Genomic DNA, 22,424 nt, shown 5'->3' with positions numbered 1-22,424 from the left:
GATTATGTTGTACACTCAATTGATGAGGTATACTGCCATACCTGTTAAATTTTTGCCTTCTATCAAGAAAGGTGAAAAACAATCATCACAATTACTATATTTTTGGTATGTTATGAGAATATCCCGAATAACAGGAATACTCCTGATTTTATTGTTTGCTAACATCGCATCCGCCGTAGCACAAGATACGTGGAGTTTGCAGCGTTGCGTGGATTATGCTTTGCAAAATAATCTGACCGTTAAACAACAAGTCATTGAAAAAAGACTGGCAGACCTGACGCTGAAACAAAGCCAGCTCGGGCTGTTGCCGAACTTAAGTGGTACCCTTGGTGGTAACTGGACGAAAGGTCGTAGTCCCAGCCCCCAAACCAATAGCTACATCTTTACCTCCTATTTCTCCGGTACCGGCGGACTGGATGCATCGGTTGATATCTTCAACTGGTTCTCCAAAGTGAATACGATGAAGGCAAACCGTTTCGATGCACAAGCGAATAGCTTTCTGTTGGAAAAAGCCCGCAATGATCTCGCATTCAATGTGGCAACATCTTTCTTACAGATCCTGCTGAATATGGAACAGGTAAAAGTGAATGAAGTACAGGTATCCCTGACCAATTCCAACCTGGAAAACACGAAGAAGCTGGTGATTGCCGGTTCAGTGCCAGAAAGTAACCAGGCAGACCTGGAAGCCCAGCTGGCACAGGATAGTACCAACCTGGTGACCGCAAAAAATGACGTGATTTTATCTACCCTGCAGGTGAAGGCTTATCTGAATCTGGGATTTGATATACCTTTTGTCCCAGAAGTGCCGGAGAATATTGGTACACTGACTACCACTCCGCTGAATGAAATGGCACCGGAAATGGTATATAGCAAGGCTACTACCACTTATCCGCTGTTAAAAGCAGATGAGCTGAGGATTGAATCCGCTAATAAGAACTTTAAAGCTACCCGGGCGCAGTTATATCCGAAATTAACAGGAGGGGCGGGTATTTCCGCCCAGTACGCCAGTAACAGTTATAACCCGGTTTTGGGTGCGCCATTCTTTACTGTGGATACAATAGGACAAGTAGTCAATAGTAATCAGAAAGTAATAACTAATACCCCGCATTTGAATGTAATTGGTCAAAACCGCGTTTCTTTCCGGGATCAGCTGGACAATACACAATATCAATACGCCTCTTTAAGGCTGGCAATCCCCATCTTTAATGGTTGGCAGGCCCGTGCCGCTACCTCTAAAGCAAAATTGAATGTACAGCGAATGGAATTGACCCGGGACCTGGATAATCAAAAGCTGAAACAGGATATCTATACTGCACATGCCAACGCAGTGGCTGCATTACAGAAATTTAATGCCTCTACAAAAGGAGTGGCCGCCGCACAGAAAGCATATGATTTTGCGACGAAACGCTTTAACCTCGGGTTAATGAACACCATTGATTACATCACCACACAAAGTAAATTATTCAGGGCGCAGATAGATAAGGTATCGGCGCAATACGATTACATATTTAAAATGAAATTACTGGAATTCTACAGAGATCAGAAAATATCGCTGTAGCGATGCCGGAAACTAAATTGCTTTATGAAGAAGAAGACACTTTATTGGCTCATAGGCATACTTTGTTCACTCGTTATTTTGCTCCTTGTACTGAAAGCATCAGGAGTTATTGGTAAGGAAGAAGGGATTAAAGTTGCAATAGATAAGGCTGCCAACAGAAACATCATAGAAGTAGTGACAGCCAGCGGGAAAATTTATCCCGAAATTGAAGTAAAAGTAAGTTCTGACGTATCCGGTGAAATCACCGACCTCCTTGTACAGGAAGGTGACTCCGTGAAAAAAGGACAAATACTGGCACGCATATACGCTGATATTTACGGATCTATGGTAGACAAGGCTGCGGCCTCTGTAAGTCAGAGCCAGGCTCAGTTAGCCAATTCTGCCGCCGCACTCAATTCCTTTAAGGCCCGCCTGGAACAAAACAAAGCTGCCTATAACAGAAACAAGGAACTCCTTGGCCAGAAAGTGATCTCCAAATCAGAATTCGAAACCGCAGAAGCTACTTATCTCGCCTCACTGGCAGATTATAACGCTGCCGTGCAAAGTATCAACGGTAATAAATTCGCCGTACAAAGCGCTCAGGCCAACCTGAACGAAGCCAATAAAAATCTCGGTCGTACTACCATTTCTGCACCTATGGGGGGGATTATCTCCCTGCTGTCTGTAAAGAAAGGGGAACGCGTAGTAGGTACCGCACAAATGACTGGTACTGAAATGCTCCGCATAGCCGATATGAATACCATGGAAGTACAGGTAGATGTGGGCGAAAACGATATCCCAAAAGTAAAATATGGCGATACGGCCATCATTGAAATAGACGCCTATAATAACCGTCAGTTCAAAGGTACCGTAACACAGATCGCCAGCTCCAGTAAAGGCGCAGCCACTGCTACCGCAGTTACCGCTTCTTCTGCAGAACAGGTAACCAGCTATATTGTACATATCCGCATATTGCCTTCCAGCTATGAAGACCTGATCGCCAAATCCGGCAAAAGAACTTTTCCGTTCCGTCCGGGTATGAGCGCCAGCGTTGATATTCAAACGCGCTATGTAAATAATATTCTGACTATTCCTATCAATTCAGTCACTACCCGTGATGCGGATTCCACAAAGCATGGAGATAAGAAGAAGCCAGTGCAGGATGATACTACCCCCAGTTCCTCTGCCAGCACAAAACCTACTTTGAATGAAGTAGTATTCGTATTGCAGAAAGATGGTACTGTTAAGATGGTATCCGTAAAAACGGGCGTACAGGACGATGCCTGGATTCAGGTTACATCCGGTATTAACCCAGGAGACCAGGTGGTGAGTGCACCGTACACGGCTATATCCCGTTTATTGGATAACGGTAAAAAAGTAAAAGTAGTCCCTAAAGCAGATTTGTTCGAAGGACAAACGAAATAAAGCGCAAAGCGTAAAGCAGAAAGCAAAAAGCTATTAAAGCGAATGATAAGTGTGAATGAGTAATTTAATTACCCGCTCTTATCATTCGCTTTAATAGCTTTTTGCTTTCTGCTTTACGCTTTCTGCTTTTTAGTTACCTTGCGTAAAAAACAGCACTGTGAGCACGAGCATTGGAATAATTGGGAGTGGTAGCTGGGCTACTGCCCTGGCAAAAATTCTGACAGATAACGGTCATCATATACACTGGTGGATCAGAAATGAAGACACCATTCGTCATATGCAGCAGCGTCATCATAATAAGCATTATCTCACCTCTGTATATTTTGATACCAGCCTCTTATCATTAAGTAATGATGTAAAGGCAGTGGTAGCCGCTTGTGATGAGTTGGTGTTGGCGGTGCCTTCCGCTTTTTTGGAAGATGTATTACGCCAGCTGCCCGCAGATGCCTTAAACGACAAAAAAATTATTTCTGCAATTAAAGGGCTGGTTCCCAGCAATAATACCTTGATTGGAGAATACCTGCAAGCGCAGTTTGGTTTACCAGCCAGCCAGTACTTTACTATTACCGGCCCATGTCATGCGGAGGAAGTAGCCAATGAAAAGCTATCTTACCTCACTTTTTCCGGTACACAAATGGCTTCTACCCAGGCGATTGCTGATAAGTTTACGGGTAGTTACCTCCAAACCATTGTGAATACAGATGTGGTGGGTGTTCAACTGGCAGCAGTCCTCAAAAATATTTATGCGCTGGGGGCAGGTATTGCCCATGGCCAGGAATATGGCGACAATTTCATCAGTGTATTTATCGCGAATTGTTTCCGGGAAATGCAAACGTTCCTGGAAAAATATGAAGAGCAAAAGGCTGCTGTGGCCGGAACTGCGCCTATGGTACATAATTACAGTGCCAGCGCTTACCTGGGCGATTTGCTGGTTACCTGTTATTCTTTGCATAGCCGTAACCGTACTTTCGGTAACATGATCGGCAAAGGATATAGTGTAAAGGTCGCACAGCTGGAATTGAATATGATTGCTGAGGGCTATTATGCCAGCAAGTGTATGTATGAAATGAACAGGAACATTGGCGCGTATATGCCGGTAGCACAAGCGGTATACGCTATTTTATGGCAACAGGTACACCCTTCAGAAGCTTTCCTGGCACTGGAAAAAGGCTTCATATAAAGTTATTTCCCGCAAAATCATAGAAAGAAATGGAATCGCCGGAGGGGCTTTGCCAAACGTTCCTCCTTTGATTCCATGTTATTATCCTAATAAGTTGAATGATTTTGCGGGAAAGTAAATTTTAGTAATCATCATAATCCTCGTAGTTATCCTCCCCAATCTTCATAATCGCCCGCACATTGGGAAAATATTGTTTTATCAATGTAGCAATACGGGTAAAAAGATAATCGCTTAAAACAGGTCCTTCGTAGTATTCTATCTCATTGGTTTCATCGGAGATGATATACTCTGTGATGTTTCGATCAATAATGGCCTGAAATCTTCTCTGACGTGGTAGCTTCCGCAGGTTGATTTTGGTAGGTACTCCATCCACATTGAAAGTACATGCAATGTTACGCATAACAACAATTTTGGGTTTAAATGAGAAAACGGAATGGTTAGTTGTGTTTCACATGGTAAGCCTTGGTACAGCTAAAATAAGCTGAAATGGACAAGTGAGCAATATTGTAGCGTTATTTTGATTAAATCATGTCATTTGTACCCTATTTTGCTACAATTCCCTGCGAAATACAATACAATTATAAGTTTTTATGATTACACCAACCGTTAATGAAATATAAATGCAGAAAATAAAAATCTGTTCAGGGTGTGGATAGGGGAAAAGAAGTGTAGAATATATTCTACACTTCTTGCCGGACCAATCCGTTACAATCCGGCAGTACCCGCATTGGATTGATATTTGGAACATCCAGAGTCCATTCCCGGAAATAAAAAGAGGAACGGGTTACGTGTTAAACAGAATTGCAAATTTTTTTTGTTATGAAGATTAGAACCCTGCTTTTTGTTACTTCTTACCCCCCACGCGAATGTGGTATCGCCACTTTCGCACAGGATCTGGTAAATGCGATGAATAAGAATTTTGCCGGCAACCTGAATATTGAAATAGCGGCATTGGAGGAAATGGGAAAACCAGCAAACCCTAAAGAGGCTCCGGTTACATATACCGTTAATCCATTCGATATTGACAATTGTATTGAGTTTGCACAGCAGATAAACGACAACGATAAAATAGACCTGGTATGTTTTGAACATGAGTTTGGATTGTATGGCGGCGACTATGGCTATAACCTGCTCGCCATGTTGTCGTTACTGGATAAACCGTTTGTAGTGCGCTTTCATACCGTATTACCTTATCCGGATCTGAAATGTACCAAAGTAGTAAGTCTGATTAGCGCCCTGGCGGCAAAAGTGTTAGTGATGACCCGMTCATCCGCAGAAATACTGGAGCGCGTATACCATGTACCTACAGACAAAATTGTACACATCCCTCATGGTACCCACGCCCACATTGTAGATGACCTACCAACGCTGAAAAAGCAATACAACCTGGAAGGAAAACATGTACTCAGCACCTTTGGCCTGCTCAGTGAAAATAAAGGCATAGAAACCGCTATCAGGGCCATGAAGGAAATTGTAAAGCAATATCCGGATGTTGTATACCTGGTGCTGGGAAAAACCCATCCGGTAGTATGTGCAAGAGAAGGAGAAAAATACCGGAACTCACTGGAAGAACTGGTGGCCACACTGCAACTGCAAGATCATGTCAAATTTGTAAATAGCTATCTTTCACTCAATACGTTACTCGATTATCTGTCATTGACAGATATCTATCTCTTTACTTCCAAAGACCCGCATCAGGCGGTAAGCGGAACATTTGTTTACGCCATGAGTGCAGGTTGCGCGGTCATCTCTACCTCATTTGTACAGGCCCGCGAAATGCTGGAAGATGGTGCCGGCTGCCTCATCGACTTCAATAACGCGGAACAACTGGCGGCTAACGCGCTGACGTTATTGGCTGATCCGCTATTGCGCCAGCAAATGAGCAGTGCCGCCATCGAAAAAACGCGTAGCTCTATCTGGGAAAATGTGGCTATCGCCCATATGGGCACGATCAGCGATGTGCTGGCCGCCGATAAGATACTGCCCAATTTACCCCCTCCATACCTCGATCATATTGACCGTATGACCGACGAATTCGGCATGCTGCAATTCTCCAAACATGATGTACCCGATCCGGAATTCGGTTACACATTGGACGATAACGTCCGCGCCCTCATTGCCATGTGTATGTATAGCAATGAGCTCAAGCCGAGTAGCTTTGTTCACAACTTATGTCGCAAATACATCAGTTTTATTGGGTATTGCCAAAAGCCTTCCGGCAAATTTCTTAACTACGTGGATATCGACGGCGAGTTTTCTGCCATGAACGAGGAGGTCAACCTGGAAGATGCCAATGGTCGCACCATTTGGGCGCTGGGCTACGCGCTCTATTCCCATAGGAGTTTGCCTTTTGATGCCGTACAGGATTGCCTGTCGCTGTTCAGACAAAGCTTCCACTGGATGGAATCACTTTCCTCGCCCAGAGCCATCGCCTTTACCATAAAAGGGCTGTATTATTTCCTGCAATACAAGCAGGGAGAAAGAGCTGCAGAAATTTTACAAATTCTGGCGGCAAAATTGTATAGCCATTACAAAGACGAGGCAGACGAAAACTGGCATTGGTACGAGGCCTATCTCACCTACGGAAATGCCGTGTTACCAGAATCAATGATGATCGCATACCAGGTAACCGGAGAAGAAGTGTACCGGAAAGTAGCAGAAGAGAGCCTGGCATTCCTTTGTAGCAAAACGTTTACCGACAGCCATATGAAGGTGATTAGTAATAAAACCTGGTATCACCGGGATGCCACGGCGCCACTGGAAGATGGAGGAGAGCAATCTATCGAAGTGGCCTATACCATGCTGGCAATGAATATGTTTTATAATATCACAAAAAATAAATCATACCTGGAAAAGATGCGTTTGGCATTTAGCTGGTACCTGGGTAATAATCACCTGAAACAGTTGGTATATAATCCGCTAACCTTTGGTTGCTACGACGGCCTGGAGAAAAATAATATTAACCAGAACCAGGGTGCCGAATCTACTGTGTGTTATCTGATAGCCAGACTTTTGATGGAACAATGGAACAAACATAAGTATGTTACAACGAAACAAAATAGTCTGGAGCCAATCCGGCTCGGCATCAACTGATAGTAAAATGAAATATCCCAGCATTCTAATCATCGATGATGAGCCGGATATTTGCAGACTGCTGCAATTAACGCTCGTTCGTCATGGATATACTGTGAAGTATGTACATGAACTGGGAGAAGGTATGCAGGCGATCTTCAAACATCAACCCGACCTCCTTTTCCTGGATATCCATCTGCCAGACGGTTCTGGATTGGATGCCTTACCAGTAATAAAGGAAAAATGCCCAACTTTACCCGTCGTCACAATCAGTGCATACGACACCGCAATGGAAAAACAAACCGCTTTGAAAGCAGGTGCCGCGTTTTTCCTCGCTAAACCTTTTAGTGTCAAACATGTTGATGAACTGATCGGGGCGATTAAAAGCTAGGCCGCTCTTATTTATAATTAGTAATTTTAACTAGCATTGTTGTTGCCAATTACCACATATTAAAGAAGTATGAAAAATATTCTGATAATAGACGATGAAATTAATATCTGTACGCTACTGAGTAAATTTCTCGGGAAACATGGTTTCGAGGTAGATTCCACCATGACAGGTGGTGCTGCGCTGAAAATGATGAAAGAGAAAACCTATGACCTGGTGCTTTGTGATTACCGGTTGAAAGATACAGATGGCGCAAAGTTGCTGCAGGATATCCATCAAATTAATCCCGGTACTATCGTGATCATCATCACCGGTTATACAGACGTGAGAGTAGCCGTGGAAATGGTGAAAAATGGTGCATATGACTATCTCTCCAAACCACTGTATCCCGACGAAATACTTAGCCTGGTACATAAAGCTTTCGCACATAAGGAATCCGAACAGGAAAGAAAAGCAGTAAGACCCATAGAATCCGGTACTGAACCGGAAGTCAGGGAAACTTTGCTATCGCGCAGCCAGAACGATAAAAGCGATAAATATGTATACGGTGAAAGTGAAGGCGCCCGGGAATTGATCCGCCAGATTAAACTGGTAGCCCCCACCGATTACAGTGTAATCATTTTTGGCGAAACCGGTACCGGTAAGGAATCGGTGGCACATTTAATACACCATCACAGCAAAAGAAACCACCAACCCTTTGTGGCACTCGATTGCGGTAGCCTCTCAAAAGAACTGGCTGCCAGCGAATTATTTGGTCATGAAAAAGGTTCCTTTACAGGCGCTATTAACACTAAAATAGGTGCCTTTGAACAAGCGCAGGGTGGTACCCTGTTCCTGGATGAAATTTCTAATTTATCGTACGATATACAGGTAGCCTTGTTAAGGGTGCTACAGGAAAAAGTAATCCGTAAAGTAGGTGGCTTAAAAGAAGTACCCATTGATGTACGTATCATAGTAGCTTCCAATGAAAAGCTCTCTGAGTCCGTACAACGGGGCAAATTTAGAGAAGATCTCTTTCATCGTCTGAATGAATTTACGATCTACATTCCGCCATTGAGAGAACGCCGCGATGATTTGCCTTTGTTTACTACCGCCTTCGTGAACCAGGTAGAAAAGGAACTGGATAAATCCTGTGGAAAAATCTCCATTGAAGTATGGGATTGTTTTAAACAGTACAATTGGCCCGGCAATATCCGTGAACTGAAAAATGTAATCCGGAGGGCATGCCTACTCACACCGGAAAAGGAAGATATTACTATGATCGCCCTGCCACTCGAAATGAAAGAGTCATTTACACAGGCGTCGGAAGAAGTATTTGTATCCGGAGAATTGGCCATGTTGTCGAACGACAATGATCTGAAAACAGTAGCTTTACAGGCAGAGTATAATAAAATTATTAATGTGCTGAAAGAAGTGAAATATAATAAAACAAAAGCAGCACAGGTCTTGAACATTGACCGTAAAACATTGTATAATAAGCTGCGGCTGCTGAATATTAATTACTAAGCAGCTAGCCATTAGCTTTTAGCTATTAGCAAAATGCAGCGGAGATCATATGGTCTTCGCTGCATTTTGTTTATAGCTAATGGCTAACTGTTAGTTCCGGTAGTGCAATAGTGAAGATGCTGCCCTTGCCAGGCTCACTGTCCACGTGTATACTTCCTTTATGATTCAATAGAATGTTTTGCGTGCTGGTTAACCCAAGCCCTGTACCTTTTGATTTGCTGGTAAAAAAAGGATCAAATAGCCTTGACAGCTTATCTTCAGGAATACCTATGCCGTTATCTGCAATCATTAGCTTCGCTTTATCATGACTACGCGTAGTGGTAATTGTTAGTATGCCCTTGCCTGGTGCCATGGCTTCAATTGCATTGATAATAATATTAAGAAATGCAATCACTACTTTTTCTTCATCGGCGCTTATCAGAATATCCGGCGATACCAGGTGACGTTCTACTTGTATTTCATGGAGCTGTATCCTGTCCTGGGCCAGCACTAATGCTTTTTCAATTAGGGTATTGATGCCGCAGTTGTCCACATGTAACTCTATCATACGCGTGCTATGCAACAGTTCCGTGATCAACTGGTTGATACGGGTACAGTTACGCTCTATGATATCTGTGTAAAGCTGTGAATCTTCACCTATAATTACTTCGTCTGTGTCTTTAAACTGACTTACCGCCAGTAAAATATTGGTCAGCGGATTTCTTACTTCATGGGCAATCACCCTGGCAATACGACCGGTGATAACAAATTTCTCCTGGTGTTGCTTCTCCTGTTCTTCTCTTTTTTTATCGGTAATATCCTGTATCACATACAGAAATATTTGGGCGGCTTCGTCCAGTGTAACCGTATTGATAAGTACAATAAGTTTTTTATTGCCTGCTGTCTTAAATTCATATTCCTGGCTTCCCGATAGGGTACTGTTTAAAAATTTGTCGTGTTGTTCATCCGAAAAGAAAAGGTCACGGAGGTATAATTGCAGTATTTGTTCCCGGTTGTAATTCAGGGTACGAAGAGCGGCGGGATTGGCATCTACAATGTGATGTTCTTTATCGGCCAGTATAATGAGGTCGTGTGCTTTTTCGAAGATGCCGTAGTATTTTTTTTCACTTTCTTCAATAGACCGGCGGTGGCTATATTCGTCTACTGCATACCGGATGGATCTTTCTAACAGATCAGCGGCCATTTCTCCCTTTACCAGGTAATCGTAGGCCCCTGCGAGCATGGCTTCCCTGTCAATATTATAATCGCCTTTCCCGGTGAGCATTATTACCGGAGGCTGATGGGGCATCAGCTGAATGCGATGCAGAATATCTATACCGGTATTTGGCCCCAGGCGATAATCTACCAGGAATACATCGTATGTATTGTTTTCAATGGCAGCAATGCCTTTCTGGTAAGTAGATGCCCATTCCAGTACATATTGCCCGGGTGATATATCTTCCAGTAGTGACGTTACAAGGAAAAAATCATCTTCATCATCATCGATCATCAAAATGTGAATAGCACGCTCGCTCATTGCTTCAATTGGTTTGGCCATAAAAAATAGGACTCATCTACCACAATAACGATGCTAGCTTAACCAGCCTCATGATCCTCTTCTCTATGCGATTGTTTCAAGGGTAGTATAATTACGAAGGAGGCGCCTTTGCCGGGCTCTCCATATGCCTGTATATAGCCGTTATGGCTATCCACAATTTTTTTGCAGATCGCCAGCCCTATACCCGTACCGGTATATTCGCTGATGCCATGTAGTCGTTGGAAAATCAGGAAGATGCGTTCCGCATAAGCTTGTTCAAATCCAATTCCATTGTCATCGACACTAATGCGGCAGAAAATTTCCCTGGCGCGGCTTTCCTTCGGTACCCCTAATTCAATTCCAGACAGGATTTGATGATGGATATCTATTTGCAGCGGCCTGTCGGGGCTGGCAAATTTGATAGAGTTGGCCAGCAGGTTTTGAAAGAGTTGGTGGAAAGAGGTATCGCTTCCTTCAATCACGGGTAGCTGGTCGTATTTAATTTGTACATTCTTCTCTTCCAGTGTTACTTCCAGGTCGCTGAGTACTTCCTGTAAGAGTTTATTCATGTCTACCGGCGTAATAATTTCCGGCGTAATGCGGCCCGCTCTGGAGAAAATCAACAGGTCGTTGATAAGCACCCGCATGCGGGAAACGGCAGATACCATGCGATCTATCAGTTGCGAGGCATCGGGCGGTAATTGCTCTTTATACTTGATTTGTAGCCGGTCGCTGAACGTAGAAATTTTCCGCAAAGGCTCCTGCAAATCATGCGAGGCCACGTAAGCAAATTGCTCCAGCTCCTGATTGGTTTTATTTAACAGCGAAATATTTTGTTGGAGATCACGTTGGTACGACTTCATCCGGCTTTCAATATGTAGTTGTAATTTAAATTCCCGGGTAAGCGTTACATAGGAATAGATACCTATCAAAATAGCCACCAGAGAAGATATGAAGATCATAGGCACCCACATTACAGCAAAGAAATGGAACAGTTCTGATTTTTCCTGCACCAGGTTTTCTTCAATCCGGATCATATCACGCACCTTATTATCGATGAGATCCATCGCTTTTTCGCCTTCTTTTACAGACGATTGCTGCTTTAGTTGGGTGGAATTTTCACTCCCTACTTTCAGCTGTTGATATTTGATGGCAAGTAATTGTCGTAATGTATCCAGATGTTTTTGTTGTACGGGATTGTCTGCTGTGATTTTGCGCAGCAACAAATATTCTTCTTCAATCCGGTTGGTCCGTTCCTGCATACTGGGGTCCAGAAAGGAGCTGTCCTGGGTAAGCGTATAGCCTCTGATAGCGGCCTCTGCTTCCTTCAGCTGACGGGTAATTACCTCTAGCCGTTTGGATACCTCTATGGCATGATTAAGCCTGCCGGCATTGTCTAACAGGTTTTTAGCTACGAGAAAGGAAAGCACGGACGCAGCCACAATTACCGTAAAGGCAATGAAGAATCCGAGTCGTATTTTCTTGTGTATTGAAAAATGCATCTGATTGTATGGGATGTAAGTAAGCATTTCAATTTACTATTTCTGTATGAGATATGTGGTTAAAAAGTATTGTTTTCTTACTACTGCCTCACTGAGCAACATATTCTACAGAATGCTAATTAATTCTACGTGGATGACGGCCTGTATGGGATGAATCCGTATAAACCGTTGCGGCAGAGCTAAATATCTGCTGTGACCTTTGTCTGTATTGGTTTTTAGGGAGATGCGCTATGCGTTGAAGTGATCAGATCACCGTGCTTGGAATGAACTTTGGATCACTAACGATAGTCTTCACCCATAAAAAAATGAGTCATGAATAACCCGGATAAAAATAAAGAACCCACTCCTGATCCTTCTACTCCTGATAAACAACAGCCCGGAAAAGAGAGTCCTACACCGGTGCAGCCGCCGCCAACACAACCGCCGGTGATGCCGGAAAATGAGCCTATTCCGGAAGAATTGCCAGAAAGGGAAACGCCCAGAAAGCCCGCAGACCCGCAAGCAGAAGAGGAGAGAGAGGAAGCATTCAAAAGGAAATCACCGGATCATCGTTGAAAATGAATTGTTGGTTATGCAAGATTCTATAATTGTTAAATGGAAAAACTACAAGGGTCTCCTGCGAAACGCAGGGGGCCTTTTTAAATCCTTTTCATCTGCAAAAATAAGATCCTGAATGGTTAACATAGATCAGATCACCGACCCCATTGCCGTAGCGAAGTCCGTGAAGTTACGTTATGTGAAAGCTAATACGCCAGGCTTTACCCGTCAGCGTAAAGGAAAATCGTTTGTTTATCTGGATGCCGGTGGCGTTGTCATCAAAGATGAAGTGGTGCTGGCCCGTATCCGTGGCCTTGTATTACCGCCTGCATGGGAAAAGGTATGGATCTGCACCTGGCCCAATGGCCATCTGCAGGCCACCGGTATGGATGCAATGGGCCGCAGGCAATACCGCTATCACAGTACCTGGGCCAAAGCCAGAAACGAAACAAAATACTATCGCCTCCTGCAATTTGCCGCAAATTTGCCGCATATACGTAAACGTATAAACGAAGATCTGAAAAGATCAACCCTCGATAAAGAAAAAGTAATTGCTATTGCCTTATCGGTAATGGAGGAAACATTGATAAGGGTAGGGAATGCGTCTTATGAAAAATTATACGGCTCCCACGGCCTCACTACCTTGCAGGACAAACACGTGAAAATAAACGGCAGCGAGGCATTCTTTCAATTTAAAGGCAAAAAAGGTGTACAACATAAAATAATGCTCCGCAATGCAACACTGGCTAAATTGTTGAAAAATGTTAGGGATATCCCCGGACAGGTATTGTTCCAGTACTATGATGCAAACGGCGACCATAAAGGACTTGACTCCGGAGAAGTAAATGATTATATCAAAACCTGCTGCAAGGAAAATGAGTTTACCTGCAAAGACTTTCGTACCTGGGCCGGAACGGTAAACGCCCTGAATTTACTGTCAGATCTTACCCCGTTTACCACAGTAACAGAATGCCGCAGTAACATTGTAGCAATAATCGACGGTGTGGCGGGCAAGTTGGGGAATACCCGCGCCGTATGCAGGAAATATTATATCCATCCACAACTATTGGAAAGCTACGAAAAAGGAACATTGGAACCCTGGCTGCAGCAACTACGCACTAAACGCAACAACCCGTCCGGCAATGGGCGGGACGGGTTGCGTGCAGACGAAAAAGTGCTCTTACAATTTCTTCAAAATGCCTGACTATGCTGCTGCTATTGAAATAATAGCTGTTCTTCTCTGTCTTCTACCTTAATTTTCTGGATGAATTCATCAAATCCTGCCCCCTCATGGGAGCTGTATGCGCCGTAAGCGTCCAGTACATAGCCTTTTTGACCGTCCTGGTCTTCCAGCACATACAAAACAGCCGAGTCCGAAGGGTCGGACTCACCTTCAAAACGATAGGTTTTAATGATAGTCAGGTCTTCCGGATGATAAATTTTTTGTGCATCCTTATTCTGCAATCTGCCATGATCACTCATCGTTAATTCATGATCGAAGCCTCTCTCATGCAGTCTTTCCAGTACTCTTGATAATGTGGTCATTTCACCTGGCTTTTCCATAAAAAATGGTTTTTGTGTAAAGATGAAAAACCAAAAGTTATGCCGCGATGTTTTATCATAATGGTACTATTTATGTTAACTTTTTACTAAACCAAAACCCATTTCATCATGCGTGCAATATGGTCAGGGTCTATTGGATTTGGACTCGTAAATATTCCAGTGAAATTATTTAGCGCCACTCAGGACAGCCGGCTGGACCTGGATATGCTCGATAGCAAGGATCTGGCGCATATTAAATTCAAAAGGGTCAATGAAAACTCCGGAAAGGAAGTGCCCTGGGAGCAGATCGTGAAAGGATACCTGTATAAAGATGAATATATAGTATTGGAGGACGAAGATTTTGAAGCTGCCAGTCCGAAAAAAAGTAAGATCATTGAAATAGAATCCTTTGTAGAAGAAACTGATATAGATGATATCTATTTTGAATCTGCTTACTTCGTGGAACCGGCAAAAGGTGGCGAAAAAGCCTATGCACTATTGTTACAAGCCCTTCAGAAAAGCGGAAAAGCAGGATTAAGCCGTTTTGTACTGCGCTCTCAGGAGCACCTGTCGGTTATACGCCCCCGCGAAAATTACCTGTTATTACAACAACTCCGTTTTGAAGAAGAAGTGAGGTCATCCGCAGAACTGACCATACCCAGTGATATAAAATTTGCGAAAAGAGAGCTGGATATGGCCATGGAGCTGGTAAAGCAGTATACCACCGAATTTGATATTACACAGTATAAAGATGAATACAAAGCTGAGCTACTTAAAATCATCAAAGCAAAAGCCAGTGGCAAGAAAACCGTGGTGAAGAAAATGCGCGTGGTACATACCAAAAGTGATGAACTTTTTGATCAGCTGAAAGCCAGTCTTGGTAATAGTAAGCCTGCTTCTAAAAAGCGTGCGTCATGAGCCTGTCGTTGTACAAACAAAAAAGAAACTTCACTAAAACTACCGAACCCGCTGCTGGTAAGGCAGTGGCAGGGAAGCATATTTTTGTGATTCAACGCCACCATGCTACCCGCTTGCACTACGACTTTCGCCTGGAAATAGCCGGTGTATTGAAAAGCTGGGCAGTACCTAAAGGTCCTTCCATGAATCCGGCGGATAAGCGGCTGGCTATGCAGGTAGAAGATCACCCTTATAATTACAAAGACTTTGAAGGCACTATCCCCGCCGGAAACTACGGTGCTGGTACCGTTTACATCTGGGATAAAGGCACCTTTGAGCTGATGAATCCCAATGGTAGCAGCTTTGATAAAGAAGCCCTCAAGGAACTGAAATCCGGCGATCTGAAAATAGTGATGAAAGGGAAGAAGCTGAAGGGAGAATTTGCACTGGTGAAAATGAAAGCAGCCGAAGGCAATGCCTGGTTGCTCATTAAGCATAAAGACAAGTACGCCGTCAACGAATATAACAGTGAAGACTATACGCCAAAAAGTATAAAAGAAAAAGGAATAAAGGAGAAAGCCGACGCAAAGAAAGACACAAAGAAAAAATCAGTAGCCTCCCGGGAAACAGCTCCGTCTCCCCCAAAAAAAACAAAAAAGGACACCATTAAAAAAGTCTACAAACCCATGCTGGCAACACTTGTAGATAATGCCTTTGATGGGGACGAGTGGCTCTTCGAAACCAAATGGGATGGCTATCGTGCTATTGCTACGGTAAAGAATCATGACGTAGCTCTCTATTCCCGGAACGAACTATCCTTCCTGGACGCTTATCCTCCCGTAGTAGCGGCCCTGGAGAAAATAGATCACGATGTTGTATTGGACGGAGAAATTGTAGTACTCGATACAAAAGGTATATCGAACTTTCAGGCGTTGCAACAATATCGAAACACGGGCAAGGGACGACTGATATATGCCTTATTTGACCTGCTCTATCTGGATGGCCATGATATTCAACACCTGACACTATTGGAGCGAAAAATCCTGCTAAAGACGCTGCTGGCAGGTGTGAAAGATAAGACACTTCGCTTTTCCACACACGTATTAAAAAACGGGAAGCGCTTTTTTGAAAACGCGGAGGAAAAGCAATGGGAGGGTATCATTGCTAAGAAAACTGACAGCGTGTACCAGGAAGGAAAGAGGGGAATGGACTGGCTTAAAATCAAAAACATCAACGAGCAGGAAGCGGTTATCTGCGGCTATACTGCCCCTCGCGGCAGCAGGAAAAAAATAGGCGCACTGGTATTGGGGATCTATGAAGGGAAACAGCTGCACTACATCGGGCATTGTGGCGGCGGCCTCAATGAGACCACCATCGGTGAACTGTATAACAAGTTGCAGCCTTTGATCACGGATGTAAATCCCTTTGGGGTAAAGATAGCCACCAATATGCCGGTAACCTGGGTCAGGCCTCAGCTGGTATGCCAGGTGAAATTCCAGGAATGGACCGGCGATGGACATCTCAGGCAGCCCATTTTCCTGGGATTACGGGAAGATAAACAAGCGAAAAAGGTATTCCGCGAAACCGCAAAATAAGCTACTATGGCAACCGCAGACACCACACGTATACTCACGTTAAACAGCAAAAAAGTAACCCTGACTAACCAGTCAAAGCTGTACTGGCCAAAGGAAACGATTACCAAAGGGCAGTTGATCGATTATTACCTGTCTGTATCCGCGTTTATTTTGCCACACCTGAAAGACCGGCCATTGTCTTTACATCGTTTTCCCAATGGCATTGACGGCCCCTCCTTTTATCAKAAAGATCTGGACCTCACGCAAACGCCGGGCTGGATTAAAAGTGTGCCACTGGTGGCGGATTCCACCGGGAAAAATGTGGACTACCTGGTATGTAACAACGAAGCCACCCTGGCCTATATGGTGAACCTGGGCTGTATTGAAATAAACCCCTGGCTGTCGAGGCTAAAAACGCTGGATACGCCAGACTTTATAGTGTTGGACCTGGACCCGGAGAACATCGATTTTAAATATGTGGTGGAAACGGCGCAGCATATCAAAGCACAGTTGGATCATTTCAATATTACCTCCTTTTGTAAAACCTCCGGGTCTACAGGGCTGCATATTTACATTCCAACGGGTACGGCTAAAATCAGTTACGACAGCAGCCGTTTGTTTGCCGGGTACATTGCACAGCAGGTAAATGAAGCACTTCCCGGCACTACCAGTGTGATCAGGGCTAAAGCGGCCAGGAATAAGAAAGTATATATCGATTTCCTGCAAAACAGTCGCGGGCAAACGGTGGCTGCTCCTTATTCCGTTCGGCCTAAACCCGGCGCCACCGTGTCTATGCCGTTATTGTGGAAAGAAGTAACTCCCAAATTGCGCATCAGCGACTTTGACATCTCTAATTCACTGAAACGCCTAAACGAAAGAGGTGATTTATGGGAGGATATTAAAAGTGTGAAAAATGACCTGCGGAAAGCGGTGCGTGAAATAGAGCAACTTGTAAAAGCATAGTCTTTTTATTTCCCTTAACGAGCCATTGGAACTACTATCTTTGCAGGGCTATGTCTAAAGGCCATATTTTAATTATCGATGATGAAGACCAGCTCCGCAAGCTTCTAAGCCGCCTGCTGGCCCTGGAAGGATATACCCTTTATGAAGCTGCCAATTTCAGGGCAGCCATGAGGATACTGGAAAAGGAAGAAATACATATTGTACTATCGGATGTAAAACTTCCGGATGGTAACGGGGTGGAATTGGTGCGCGATATACGCGTCAAATACCCCGAAATTGAAACCATTGTGCTCACGGCATATGGTAACATCGCCGATGGTGTACAAGCCATTAAAAACGGCGCGTTCGACTATATTACCAAAGGGGATGACAACAATCGCATTCTGCCGCTGGTAAGCAAGGCCATGGACAAAGCCCACCTGCAATTCCGTATCCGCGAACTGGAACAGAAAATAGGGGGTAAGTATAACTTTGGTAATATTTTGGGAGAATCCCCTGAAATACGTGCTGCTATCGCTTTGGCCGAAAAAGTGGCGCCTTCAGATATGACCGTATTGCTATTGGGTGAAACCGGCGCAGGCAAAGAAGTATTTGCACAAGCCATTCACCAGGGCAGTCAGCGCAGGCAACAGCCCTTTGTAGCGGTGAACTGTAGTGCTTTTGGCAAGGAGATTCTGGAAAGTGAACTATTCGGGCATGTGGCCGGCGCCTTTACCGGTGCGGTAAAAGATAAAAAAGGCTTCTTCGAAGAAGCCCGTGGAGGCACCATTTTCCTGGATGAAATAGGGGAGATGGCGATCGAATTACAGGCTAAAATGCTGCGGGTACTGGAAACACAGGAGTTCTACAAAGTAGGAGAGTCCAAACCCACTAAAACGGACGTACGAATTATTGCCGCTACCAACCGGCTCCTGGAGCAGGAAATCGCCGCAGGACATTTCCGGGCCGACCTATACTACCGCCTCTCTGCCTTCCAGATATCATTGCCTTCCCTGAATGAACGCCGCAAAGACATTCCTTTACTGGCGGCCTGGTTCCTGCAACAGATAGCGCCTAAAATGAATAAACGCATCAGCGGCATGACACCCGCTTTCCTTCAGGCTTTACAACAGCATAGTTGGAAAGGAAATATCCGTGAGCTGCGCAATGTAATTGAAAGAGCCGTCATTTTAACGGACACGGATATATTGGATACGCCTGTGTTACCGTTGGATTTTCAACAGGGAAACAGCGAGGAAGACAATTCATTGCGCCTGGCCGACATGGAAAAGAAGCATATCATACGGGTACTGGCTCATGCCAAAGGCAATAAAACAAAGGCGGCAGAACTAATGGGAATAGGTCTTACCACCCTTTATAATAAAATCAAGGAATATAATATCGTTACGTTATAACAGCCAGCCTAATAACAGGCACGCCAGTACGATAAAGGGAGAAGGCACCCTCGTAAGGGATAGCAATGCCAGGGTACCAGCCATGATCAGCAGGTTATACCAGGTAGGCGAGATCACAAAAAAGAGGATCAGGGTAGCTGCCCACATAATCCCTACCACCACGGCATTGATGCCTTCCAATGCCCGGTAGATCACCACATACTTCTTCAGATTGCTCCAGATGGGAAAGAAAAACAGCACCAGTAATAAGCTGGGCAGGAAAATGGCGATCGGTGCCAGCATACAGCCCAGGAACTGATAACCCATACCCAGGTTGCGCATGGCCATGCCACCTACGTACGCAGATATGGAGAAAGTGGGCCCCGGTAGCGCCCGCATGATACCTGCACCGGTCAGCAGCTCTTCTGCTGTCATATACTGCGATTTGCTGCGGGTAACATACTGTTCCAGCATCATGGCTATCAGGATATCTCCTCCACCAAATACGAGGCTTCCGAAACGGTAAAAGTTCTCAAATAAGTTAAAGGGACGTCTGGTAATCCACTCGTGGGTACGAGCCAGCTCGGAGAGGATACCCGCCAGGATAAACAGCGAAGCAAACAACCAGATGTTCCCCCACTGTATCTTCCGTGGCTTTTCCGCCACATCAGGGATGCGCTTGTTACTAAAATTGGACACTATGCCCCCGAGAATAATCAACGCCGGAAAAGTCCAGGGTGATTTCAGGTAGAAGGCGGTAAACATAGACACCACCATGATGGCAAACGTGGCTATGTTATTAATGCTGATACGGAATGCCCGGATACCACCATAGGCTAAAAAGCCCACTGCCATTGGTTGTACGTATTTGAAAATATCTGTATTCAGTGCATTCCTGCCAAAATATTGTAGCAAAAAACTCAACGACCCCATAATCAGGCAGGCCGGTGTTATCCATATTAACAGGGTGATAATGGCCAGTACAACGCCTCCACGCTTATAGCCAATCAGGGTAAGGGTTTGGGAAGAAGACGCTCCCGGTAGCAACTGACAAAACGCATTGTATTCCATCAGTTCCTGCTCGGTAACATCCTTACGTTGCTGTACAAACGTTTTCATCATCATTGCCAGATGACCTTGCGGTCCTCCGTAGGCGGTGATGCTATGTAATAGCACAGCTTTTAAGAAAGGAATATGACGTAGAAGCACAGTGAATTTTAGTGAATGCCGATTGGACGAATTTATAAGGTACTCAAATATCCGGACAAAATACAACCATGTTGCTAATATTGGTAATCCTTCCAGTCAATAAAGGCACAATACTTGTAATATCGGATCGCATTATAACGAATATGGCCTTTTGTCCGTTGTGATCAGTTAGTTTTACTTGATAGGTTAATTACCCACCAACATCGAAGAATGTTCGGATCTAAAGAATAACCATATTGAGGGAACCATTAAAGATGACTTGCTTATACGCAGGATATTTACAAAGTCCCGGTAACGAAAGTTGCCGGGACTTTGCTATGTCTAACCTTATTTCTTTAACCCTATTTCACGTAAACGCTCATCCAGGTATTCACCAGCTGTAATAGGCTCGTAGGCCAGTGGGTTAGCAGCGGTAATGCAGCTTTCCAGGCTGTCCAATTTCATATTGGATTTTGGATGCAGGAAGAAAGGAATGGAATAACGGGAGGTATTCCACTTTTCGCGGGGAGGATTTACCACGCGGTGGGTGGTTGACTTCAGGCGATTATTAGTTAGGCGTTGCAACATATCCCCAACATTCACCACAATTTGTTCCGGCAAAGAAGTCACCGGTACCCAGTTGTCTTGCTTGTCCAGAATCTGTAAACCGTCTGCAGAAGCGCCTACCAGTAAGGTAATTAAGTTAATATCTTCATGCTGTTCCGCCCTGATAGCTGATTTGGGCTCCTGTGTAATGGGAGGGTAGTGGATGGCTCTCAGGATGGAATTGCCGTTATGTATTTTGTCGTCGAAATAATGTTCGTCCATACCCAGGAACAGGGCGATGGCCTGCAACAAGTATCTTCCGGACTGTTCAAATCCACGATAGGCTTTGAAAAAAGTAGGCGTAAAGGCCGGTACTTCGGCTACCTGTACATTGTCCGGATACTCAACACTAATCGGATCATTGTCTTCCACGGTTTGTCCAAACTGGAAAAACTCTTTCAGATCCGGTGCTTCATAACCTTTCGCATGTTCTTTACCAAAAGAGGTATACCCACGCTGGCCGGCTAGTTCCGGGATTTCATATAAATGTTTGGTATCAAAAGGTAGCTGGAAGAATTGTTGTACATAATTGTAGAGGTCCGCAATCAGCTCATCAGGAATCCCATGATTCTTTACCGCTACAAAACCAACTTCTTCGTAAGCCTTACCTAACTGCTGCACAAAGGCAGCTTTTCGTCCTGCATCTCCCGATGTGAAGTCTGCGAGATCCACAGAGGGGATAGAGTGGGTGGTTGCCATATCTTGAATTATTGTTTTGGAGCGATAAAGGTAGGGAAAAAACAGCGTTTAGCGGTTTAGCTATTAGCCGTTAGCAAATATGTTCCTGGCTACATTTGCTAACTGCTAATAGCTAAAAGCTAACTGCTTACCGGAAGTACTGCTCCTCTGCTGGCGTGATGTCTACCACAGCATATCGGTCTACCTGGTTAATCAGCATTTCATCCATAATGTCCACCACATTTTTATAGTTCGAACGACTGTCTGCTTTGATGAGCACCATCAACTCATTTTTTTGAAAAGCTTGCTGTACCGTATTCTTTTTATCAATAATCACGTCACGTATACCTGCATGGTTGGCGTAGCTGGTATAATGTATCTGTGGCGGGGTAGCCGGATCATTACCGATACCTTCATACCAGGCAATTTTGTTATCAGGTCCCAATACTACGGTGAGCGATTTTTTTTCAGGCAACGGCATAGGAGGGCCGTCTTTAGGCATCACCAGGTCCATGGTTTTAGGCTGTGCCATGGTAGTGGTGAGCATAAAAAATGTGATCAATAAAAAGCCCAGATCCACCATAGGTGTCATATCTACACGGGTCGATTTCTTACTGCTGCGGGTGCCGCGGCCACCGCCACCGCCTTTTTCAGAGGTATTTATTTCAGCCATCATTAACGGTTTTGGATAAACGAAAAATGGTTGAAAGCGCTTTCATGTATTAGATGCAGCGACGAATAGATTCCATACGCGATTTTTTGTCTGCTGCAGGATTATACTGATTATACTGATTTTTATTTTTTGATTTTGTGAGATAGATACCTACGGGAGGTAGCCATTGATAAGCTCCTGTCAGACAGGGTTTCACAAAAAAAGGAAGATCAAAAACATCCGTTTTCGATCTTCCTTTTATCTTATTAAATCAAAAAATAAAAATCA

19 protein-coding genes are annotated in these 22,424 nt (G+C 44.3%); 12 read left to right on the top strand and 7 right to left on the bottom strand.

The features are described 5' to 3' along the window. Window positions 1-112: 112 nt before the first annotated feature. The 3 genes from AC1DFM_RS13975 (at window position 113) to AC1DFM_RS13965 (ending at window position 4,142) form a co-directional block, all read left to right on the top strand. Window positions 113-1,558, top strand: a complete 1,446-nt coding sequence (locus tag AC1DFM_RS13975; RefSeq protein WP_477077350.1) for a TolC family protein — start codon at window positions 113-115, stop codon at window positions 1,556-1,558. A 24-nt stretch (window positions 1,559-1,582) separates the two neighbouring features. Beyond that, complete coding sequence (locus AC1DFM_RS13970) at window positions 1,583-2,962, top strand: efflux RND transporter periplasmic adaptor subunit (RefSeq protein WP_477077349.1); 1,380 nt, start codon at window positions 1,583-1,585, stop codon at window positions 2,960-2,962. A gap of 157 nt (window positions 2,963-3,119) precedes the next feature. Next, window positions 3,120-4,142, top strand: a complete 1,023-nt coding sequence (locus AC1DFM_RS13965) for an NAD(P)H-dependent glycerol-3-phosphate dehydrogenase (protein WP_477077348.1) — start codon at window positions 3,120-3,122, stop codon at window positions 4,140-4,142. Between the two features lie 121 nt (window positions 4,143-4,263). Here the strand turns inward: AC1DFM_RS13965 and AC1DFM_RS13960 are convergent, their stop codons facing one another. Beyond that, the gene (locus tag AC1DFM_RS13960; RefSeq protein ID WP_291925417.1) at window positions 4,264-4,542 is read right to left on the bottom strand and encodes a hypothetical protein; all 279 of its coding nucleotides are present in this window, start codon (window positions 4,540-4,542) and stop codon (window positions 4,264-4,266) included. Window positions 4,543-4,961: 419 nt separating this feature from the next. Here AC1DFM_RS13960 and AC1DFM_RS13955 point away from each other — a divergent pair, with 419 nt between their 5' ends. From AC1DFM_RS13955 to AC1DFM_RS13945, 3 genes are all read left to right on the top strand, one after another. Beyond that, complete coding sequence (locus tag AC1DFM_RS13955) at window positions 4,962-7,235, top strand: glycosyltransferase (RefSeq protein ID WP_477077347.1); 2,274 nt, start codon at window positions 4,962-4,964, stop codon at window positions 7,233-7,235. A 7-nt stretch (window positions 7,236-7,242) separates the two neighbouring features. Then, window positions 7,243-7,605 carry a response regulator gene (locus AC1DFM_RS13950; protein WP_477077346.1) on the top strand — a complete coding sequence of 121 codons (363 nt, stop codon included), beginning with the start codon at window positions 7,243-7,245 and terminating at the stop codon, window positions 7,603-7,605. Between the two features lie 69 nt (window positions 7,606-7,674). Beyond that, a complete protein-coding gene (locus AC1DFM_RS13945; RefSeq protein ID WP_477077345.1) occupies window positions 7,675-9,108 on the top strand; it encodes a sigma-54-dependent transcriptional regulator in 1,434 nt (477 codons plus the stop codon). A gap of 76 nt (window positions 9,109-9,184) precedes the next feature. Here AC1DFM_RS13945 and AC1DFM_RS13940 read toward each other — a convergent pair whose 3' ends face one another. Both AC1DFM_RS13940 and AC1DFM_RS13935 read right to left on the bottom strand, forming a co-directional pair. Then, window positions 9,185-10,624, bottom strand: a complete 1,440-nt coding sequence (locus tag AC1DFM_RS13940; protein ID WP_477077344.1) for a two-component system sensor histidine kinase NtrB — start codon at window positions 10,622-10,624, stop codon at window positions 9,185-9,187. Between the two features lie 59 nt (window positions 10,625-10,683). Further along, a complete protein-coding gene (locus tag AC1DFM_RS13935) occupies window positions 10,684-12,126 on the bottom strand; it encodes a sensor histidine kinase (RefSeq protein WP_477077343.1) in 1,443 nt (480 codons plus the stop codon). Between the two features lie 312 nt (window positions 12,127-12,438). On the opposite strand from AC1DFM_RS13935, the gene AC1DFM_RS13930 reads away from it, so the two are divergent. Both AC1DFM_RS13930 and AC1DFM_RS13925 read left to right on the top strand, forming a co-directional pair. Further along, window positions 12,439-12,681: a hypothetical protein gene (locus AC1DFM_RS13930; RefSeq protein ID WP_477077342.1), complete on the top strand. Its 243-nt coding sequence runs from the start codon at window positions 12,439-12,441 to the stop codon at window positions 12,679-12,681. A gap of 118 nt (window positions 12,682-12,799) precedes the next feature. Beyond that, complete coding sequence (locus AC1DFM_RS13925) at window positions 12,800-13,867, top strand: DNA topoisomerase IB (RefSeq protein ID WP_477077341.1); 1,068 nt, start codon at window positions 12,800-12,802, stop codon at window positions 13,865-13,867. A gap of 11 nt (window positions 13,868-13,878) precedes the next feature. Here AC1DFM_RS13925 and AC1DFM_RS13920 read toward each other — a convergent pair whose 3' ends face one another. Beyond that, window positions 13,879-14,226, bottom strand: a complete 348-nt coding sequence (locus AC1DFM_RS13920) for a hypothetical protein (protein WP_477077340.1) — start codon at window positions 14,224-14,226, stop codon at window positions 13,879-13,881. Window positions 14,227-14,334: 108 nt separating this feature from the next. Here AC1DFM_RS13920 and ku point away from each other — a divergent pair, with 108 nt between their 5' ends. The 4 genes from ku to AC1DFM_RS13900 are packed head-to-tail and all read left to right on the top strand — an operon-like array spanning window position 14,335 to window position 19,033. Then, window positions 14,335-15,123 (top strand): non-homologous end joining protein Ku, encoded by a 789-nt coding sequence (ku, locus tag AC1DFM_RS13915; RefSeq protein WP_477077339.1) that lies wholly within the window; start codon window positions 14,335-14,337, stop codon window positions 15,121-15,123. Then, a complete protein-coding gene (ligD, locus tag AC1DFM_RS13910; protein ID WP_477077338.1) occupies window positions 15,120-16,697 on the top strand; it encodes a non-homologous end-joining DNA ligase in 1,578 nt (525 codons plus the stop codon). The genes ku and ligD (AC1DFM_RS13910) overlap by 4 nt, the downstream gene beginning before the upstream one ends. A gap of 6 nt (window positions 16,698-16,703) precedes the next feature. Then, the gene (gene ligD, locus AC1DFM_RS13905; RefSeq protein WP_477077337.1) at window positions 16,704-17,639 is read left to right on the top strand and encodes a non-homologous end-joining DNA ligase; all 936 of its coding nucleotides are present in this window, start codon (window positions 16,704-16,706) and stop codon (window positions 17,637-17,639) included. 50 nt (window positions 17,640-17,689) lie between these two features. Beyond that, the gene (locus AC1DFM_RS13900; RefSeq protein WP_477077336.1) at window positions 17,690-19,033 is read left to right on the top strand and encodes a sigma-54-dependent transcriptional regulator; all 1,344 of its coding nucleotides are present in this window, start codon (window positions 17,690-17,692) and stop codon (window positions 19,031-19,033) included. Here the strand turns inward: AC1DFM_RS13900 and chrA are convergent. From chrA to AC1DFM_RS13885, 3 genes are all read right to left on the bottom strand, one after another. After that, on the bottom strand, window positions 19,028-20,188 hold the full coding sequence (gene chrA, locus AC1DFM_RS13895; RefSeq protein WP_477077335.1) for a chromate efflux transporter: 1,161 nt from the start codon (window positions 20,186-20,188) through the stop codon (window positions 19,028-19,030). The two genes, AC1DFM_RS13900 and chrA, sit on opposite strands and share 6 nt — an antisense overlap. A gap of 360 nt (window positions 20,189-20,548) precedes the next feature. Then, the gene (locus AC1DFM_RS13890; RefSeq protein ID WP_477077334.1) at window positions 20,549-21,505 is read right to left on the bottom strand and encodes an isopenicillin N synthase family dioxygenase; all 957 of its coding nucleotides are present in this window, start codon (window positions 21,503-21,505) and stop codon (window positions 20,549-20,551) included. Between the two features lie 127 nt (window positions 21,506-21,632). Further along, window positions 21,633-22,157, bottom strand: coding sequence for an ExbD/TolR family protein (locus AC1DFM_RS13885; protein WP_477077333.1), 525 nt, complete (start codon window positions 22,155-22,157; stop codon window positions 21,633-21,635). Between the last annotated feature and the right edge of the window lie 267 nt (window positions 22,158-22,424).

The organism is Chitinophaga sp. 05T412, assembly GCF_056396465.1.
This window is presented reverse-complemented; position numbering and strand designations above follow the sequence as displayed.

Coding starts and splice junctions, on each gene's coding strand:
- AC1DFM_RS13975 (WP_477077350.1), top strand. CDS start 113: ATGAGAATATCCCGAATAACAGGAATACTCCTGATTTTATTGTTTGCT.
- AC1DFM_RS13945 (WP_477077345.1), top strand. CDS start 7,675: ATGAAAAATATTCTGATAATAGACGATGAAATTAATATCTGTACGCTA.
- AC1DFM_RS13900 (WP_477077336.1), top strand. CDS start 17,690: ATGTCTAAAGGCCATATTTTAATTATCGATGATGAAGACCAGCTCCGC.
- AC1DFM_RS13920 (WP_477077340.1), bottom strand. CDS start 14,226: ATGGAAAAGCCAGGTGAAATGACCACATTATCAAGAGTACTGGAAAGA.
- AC1DFM_RS13970 (WP_477077349.1), top strand. CDS start 1,583: ATGAAGAAGAAGACACTTTATTGGCTCATAGGCATACTTTGTTCACTC.
- AC1DFM_RS13950 (WP_477077346.1), top strand. CDS start 7,243: ATGAAATATCCCAGCATTCTAATCATCGATGATGAGCCGGATATTTGC.
- AC1DFM_RS13930 (WP_477077342.1), top strand. CDS start 12,439: ATGAATAACCCGGATAAAAATAAAGAACCCACTCCTGATCCTTCTACT.
- AC1DFM_RS13960 (WP_291925417.1), bottom strand. CDS start 4,542: ATGCGTAACATTGCATGTACTTTCAATGTGGATGGAGTACCTACCAAA.
- AC1DFM_RS13940 (WP_477077344.1), bottom strand. CDS start 10,624: ATGAGCGAGCGTGCTATTCACATTTTGATGATCGATGATGATGAAGAT.
- AC1DFM_RS13890 (WP_477077334.1), bottom strand. CDS start 21,505: ATGGCAACCACCCACTCTATCCCCTCTGTGGATCTCGCAGACTTCACA.
- AC1DFM_RS13885 (WP_477077333.1), bottom strand. CDS start 22,157: ATGGCTGAAATAAATACCTCTGAAAAAGGCGGTGGCGGTGGCCGCGGC.
- AC1DFM_RS13925 (WP_477077341.1), top strand. CDS start 12,800: ATGGTTAACATAGATCAGATCACCGACCCCATTGCCGTAGCGAAGTCC.
- ligD (WP_477077338.1), top strand. CDS start 15,120: ATGAGCCTGTCGTTGTACAAACAAAAAAGAAACTTCACTAAAACTACC.
- AC1DFM_RS13935 (WP_477077343.1), bottom strand. CDS start 12,126: ATGCATTTTTCAATACACAAGAAAATACGACTCGGATTCTTCATTGCC.
- ku (WP_477077339.1), top strand. CDS start 14,335: ATGCGTGCAATATGGTCAGGGTCTATTGGATTTGGACTCGTAAATATT.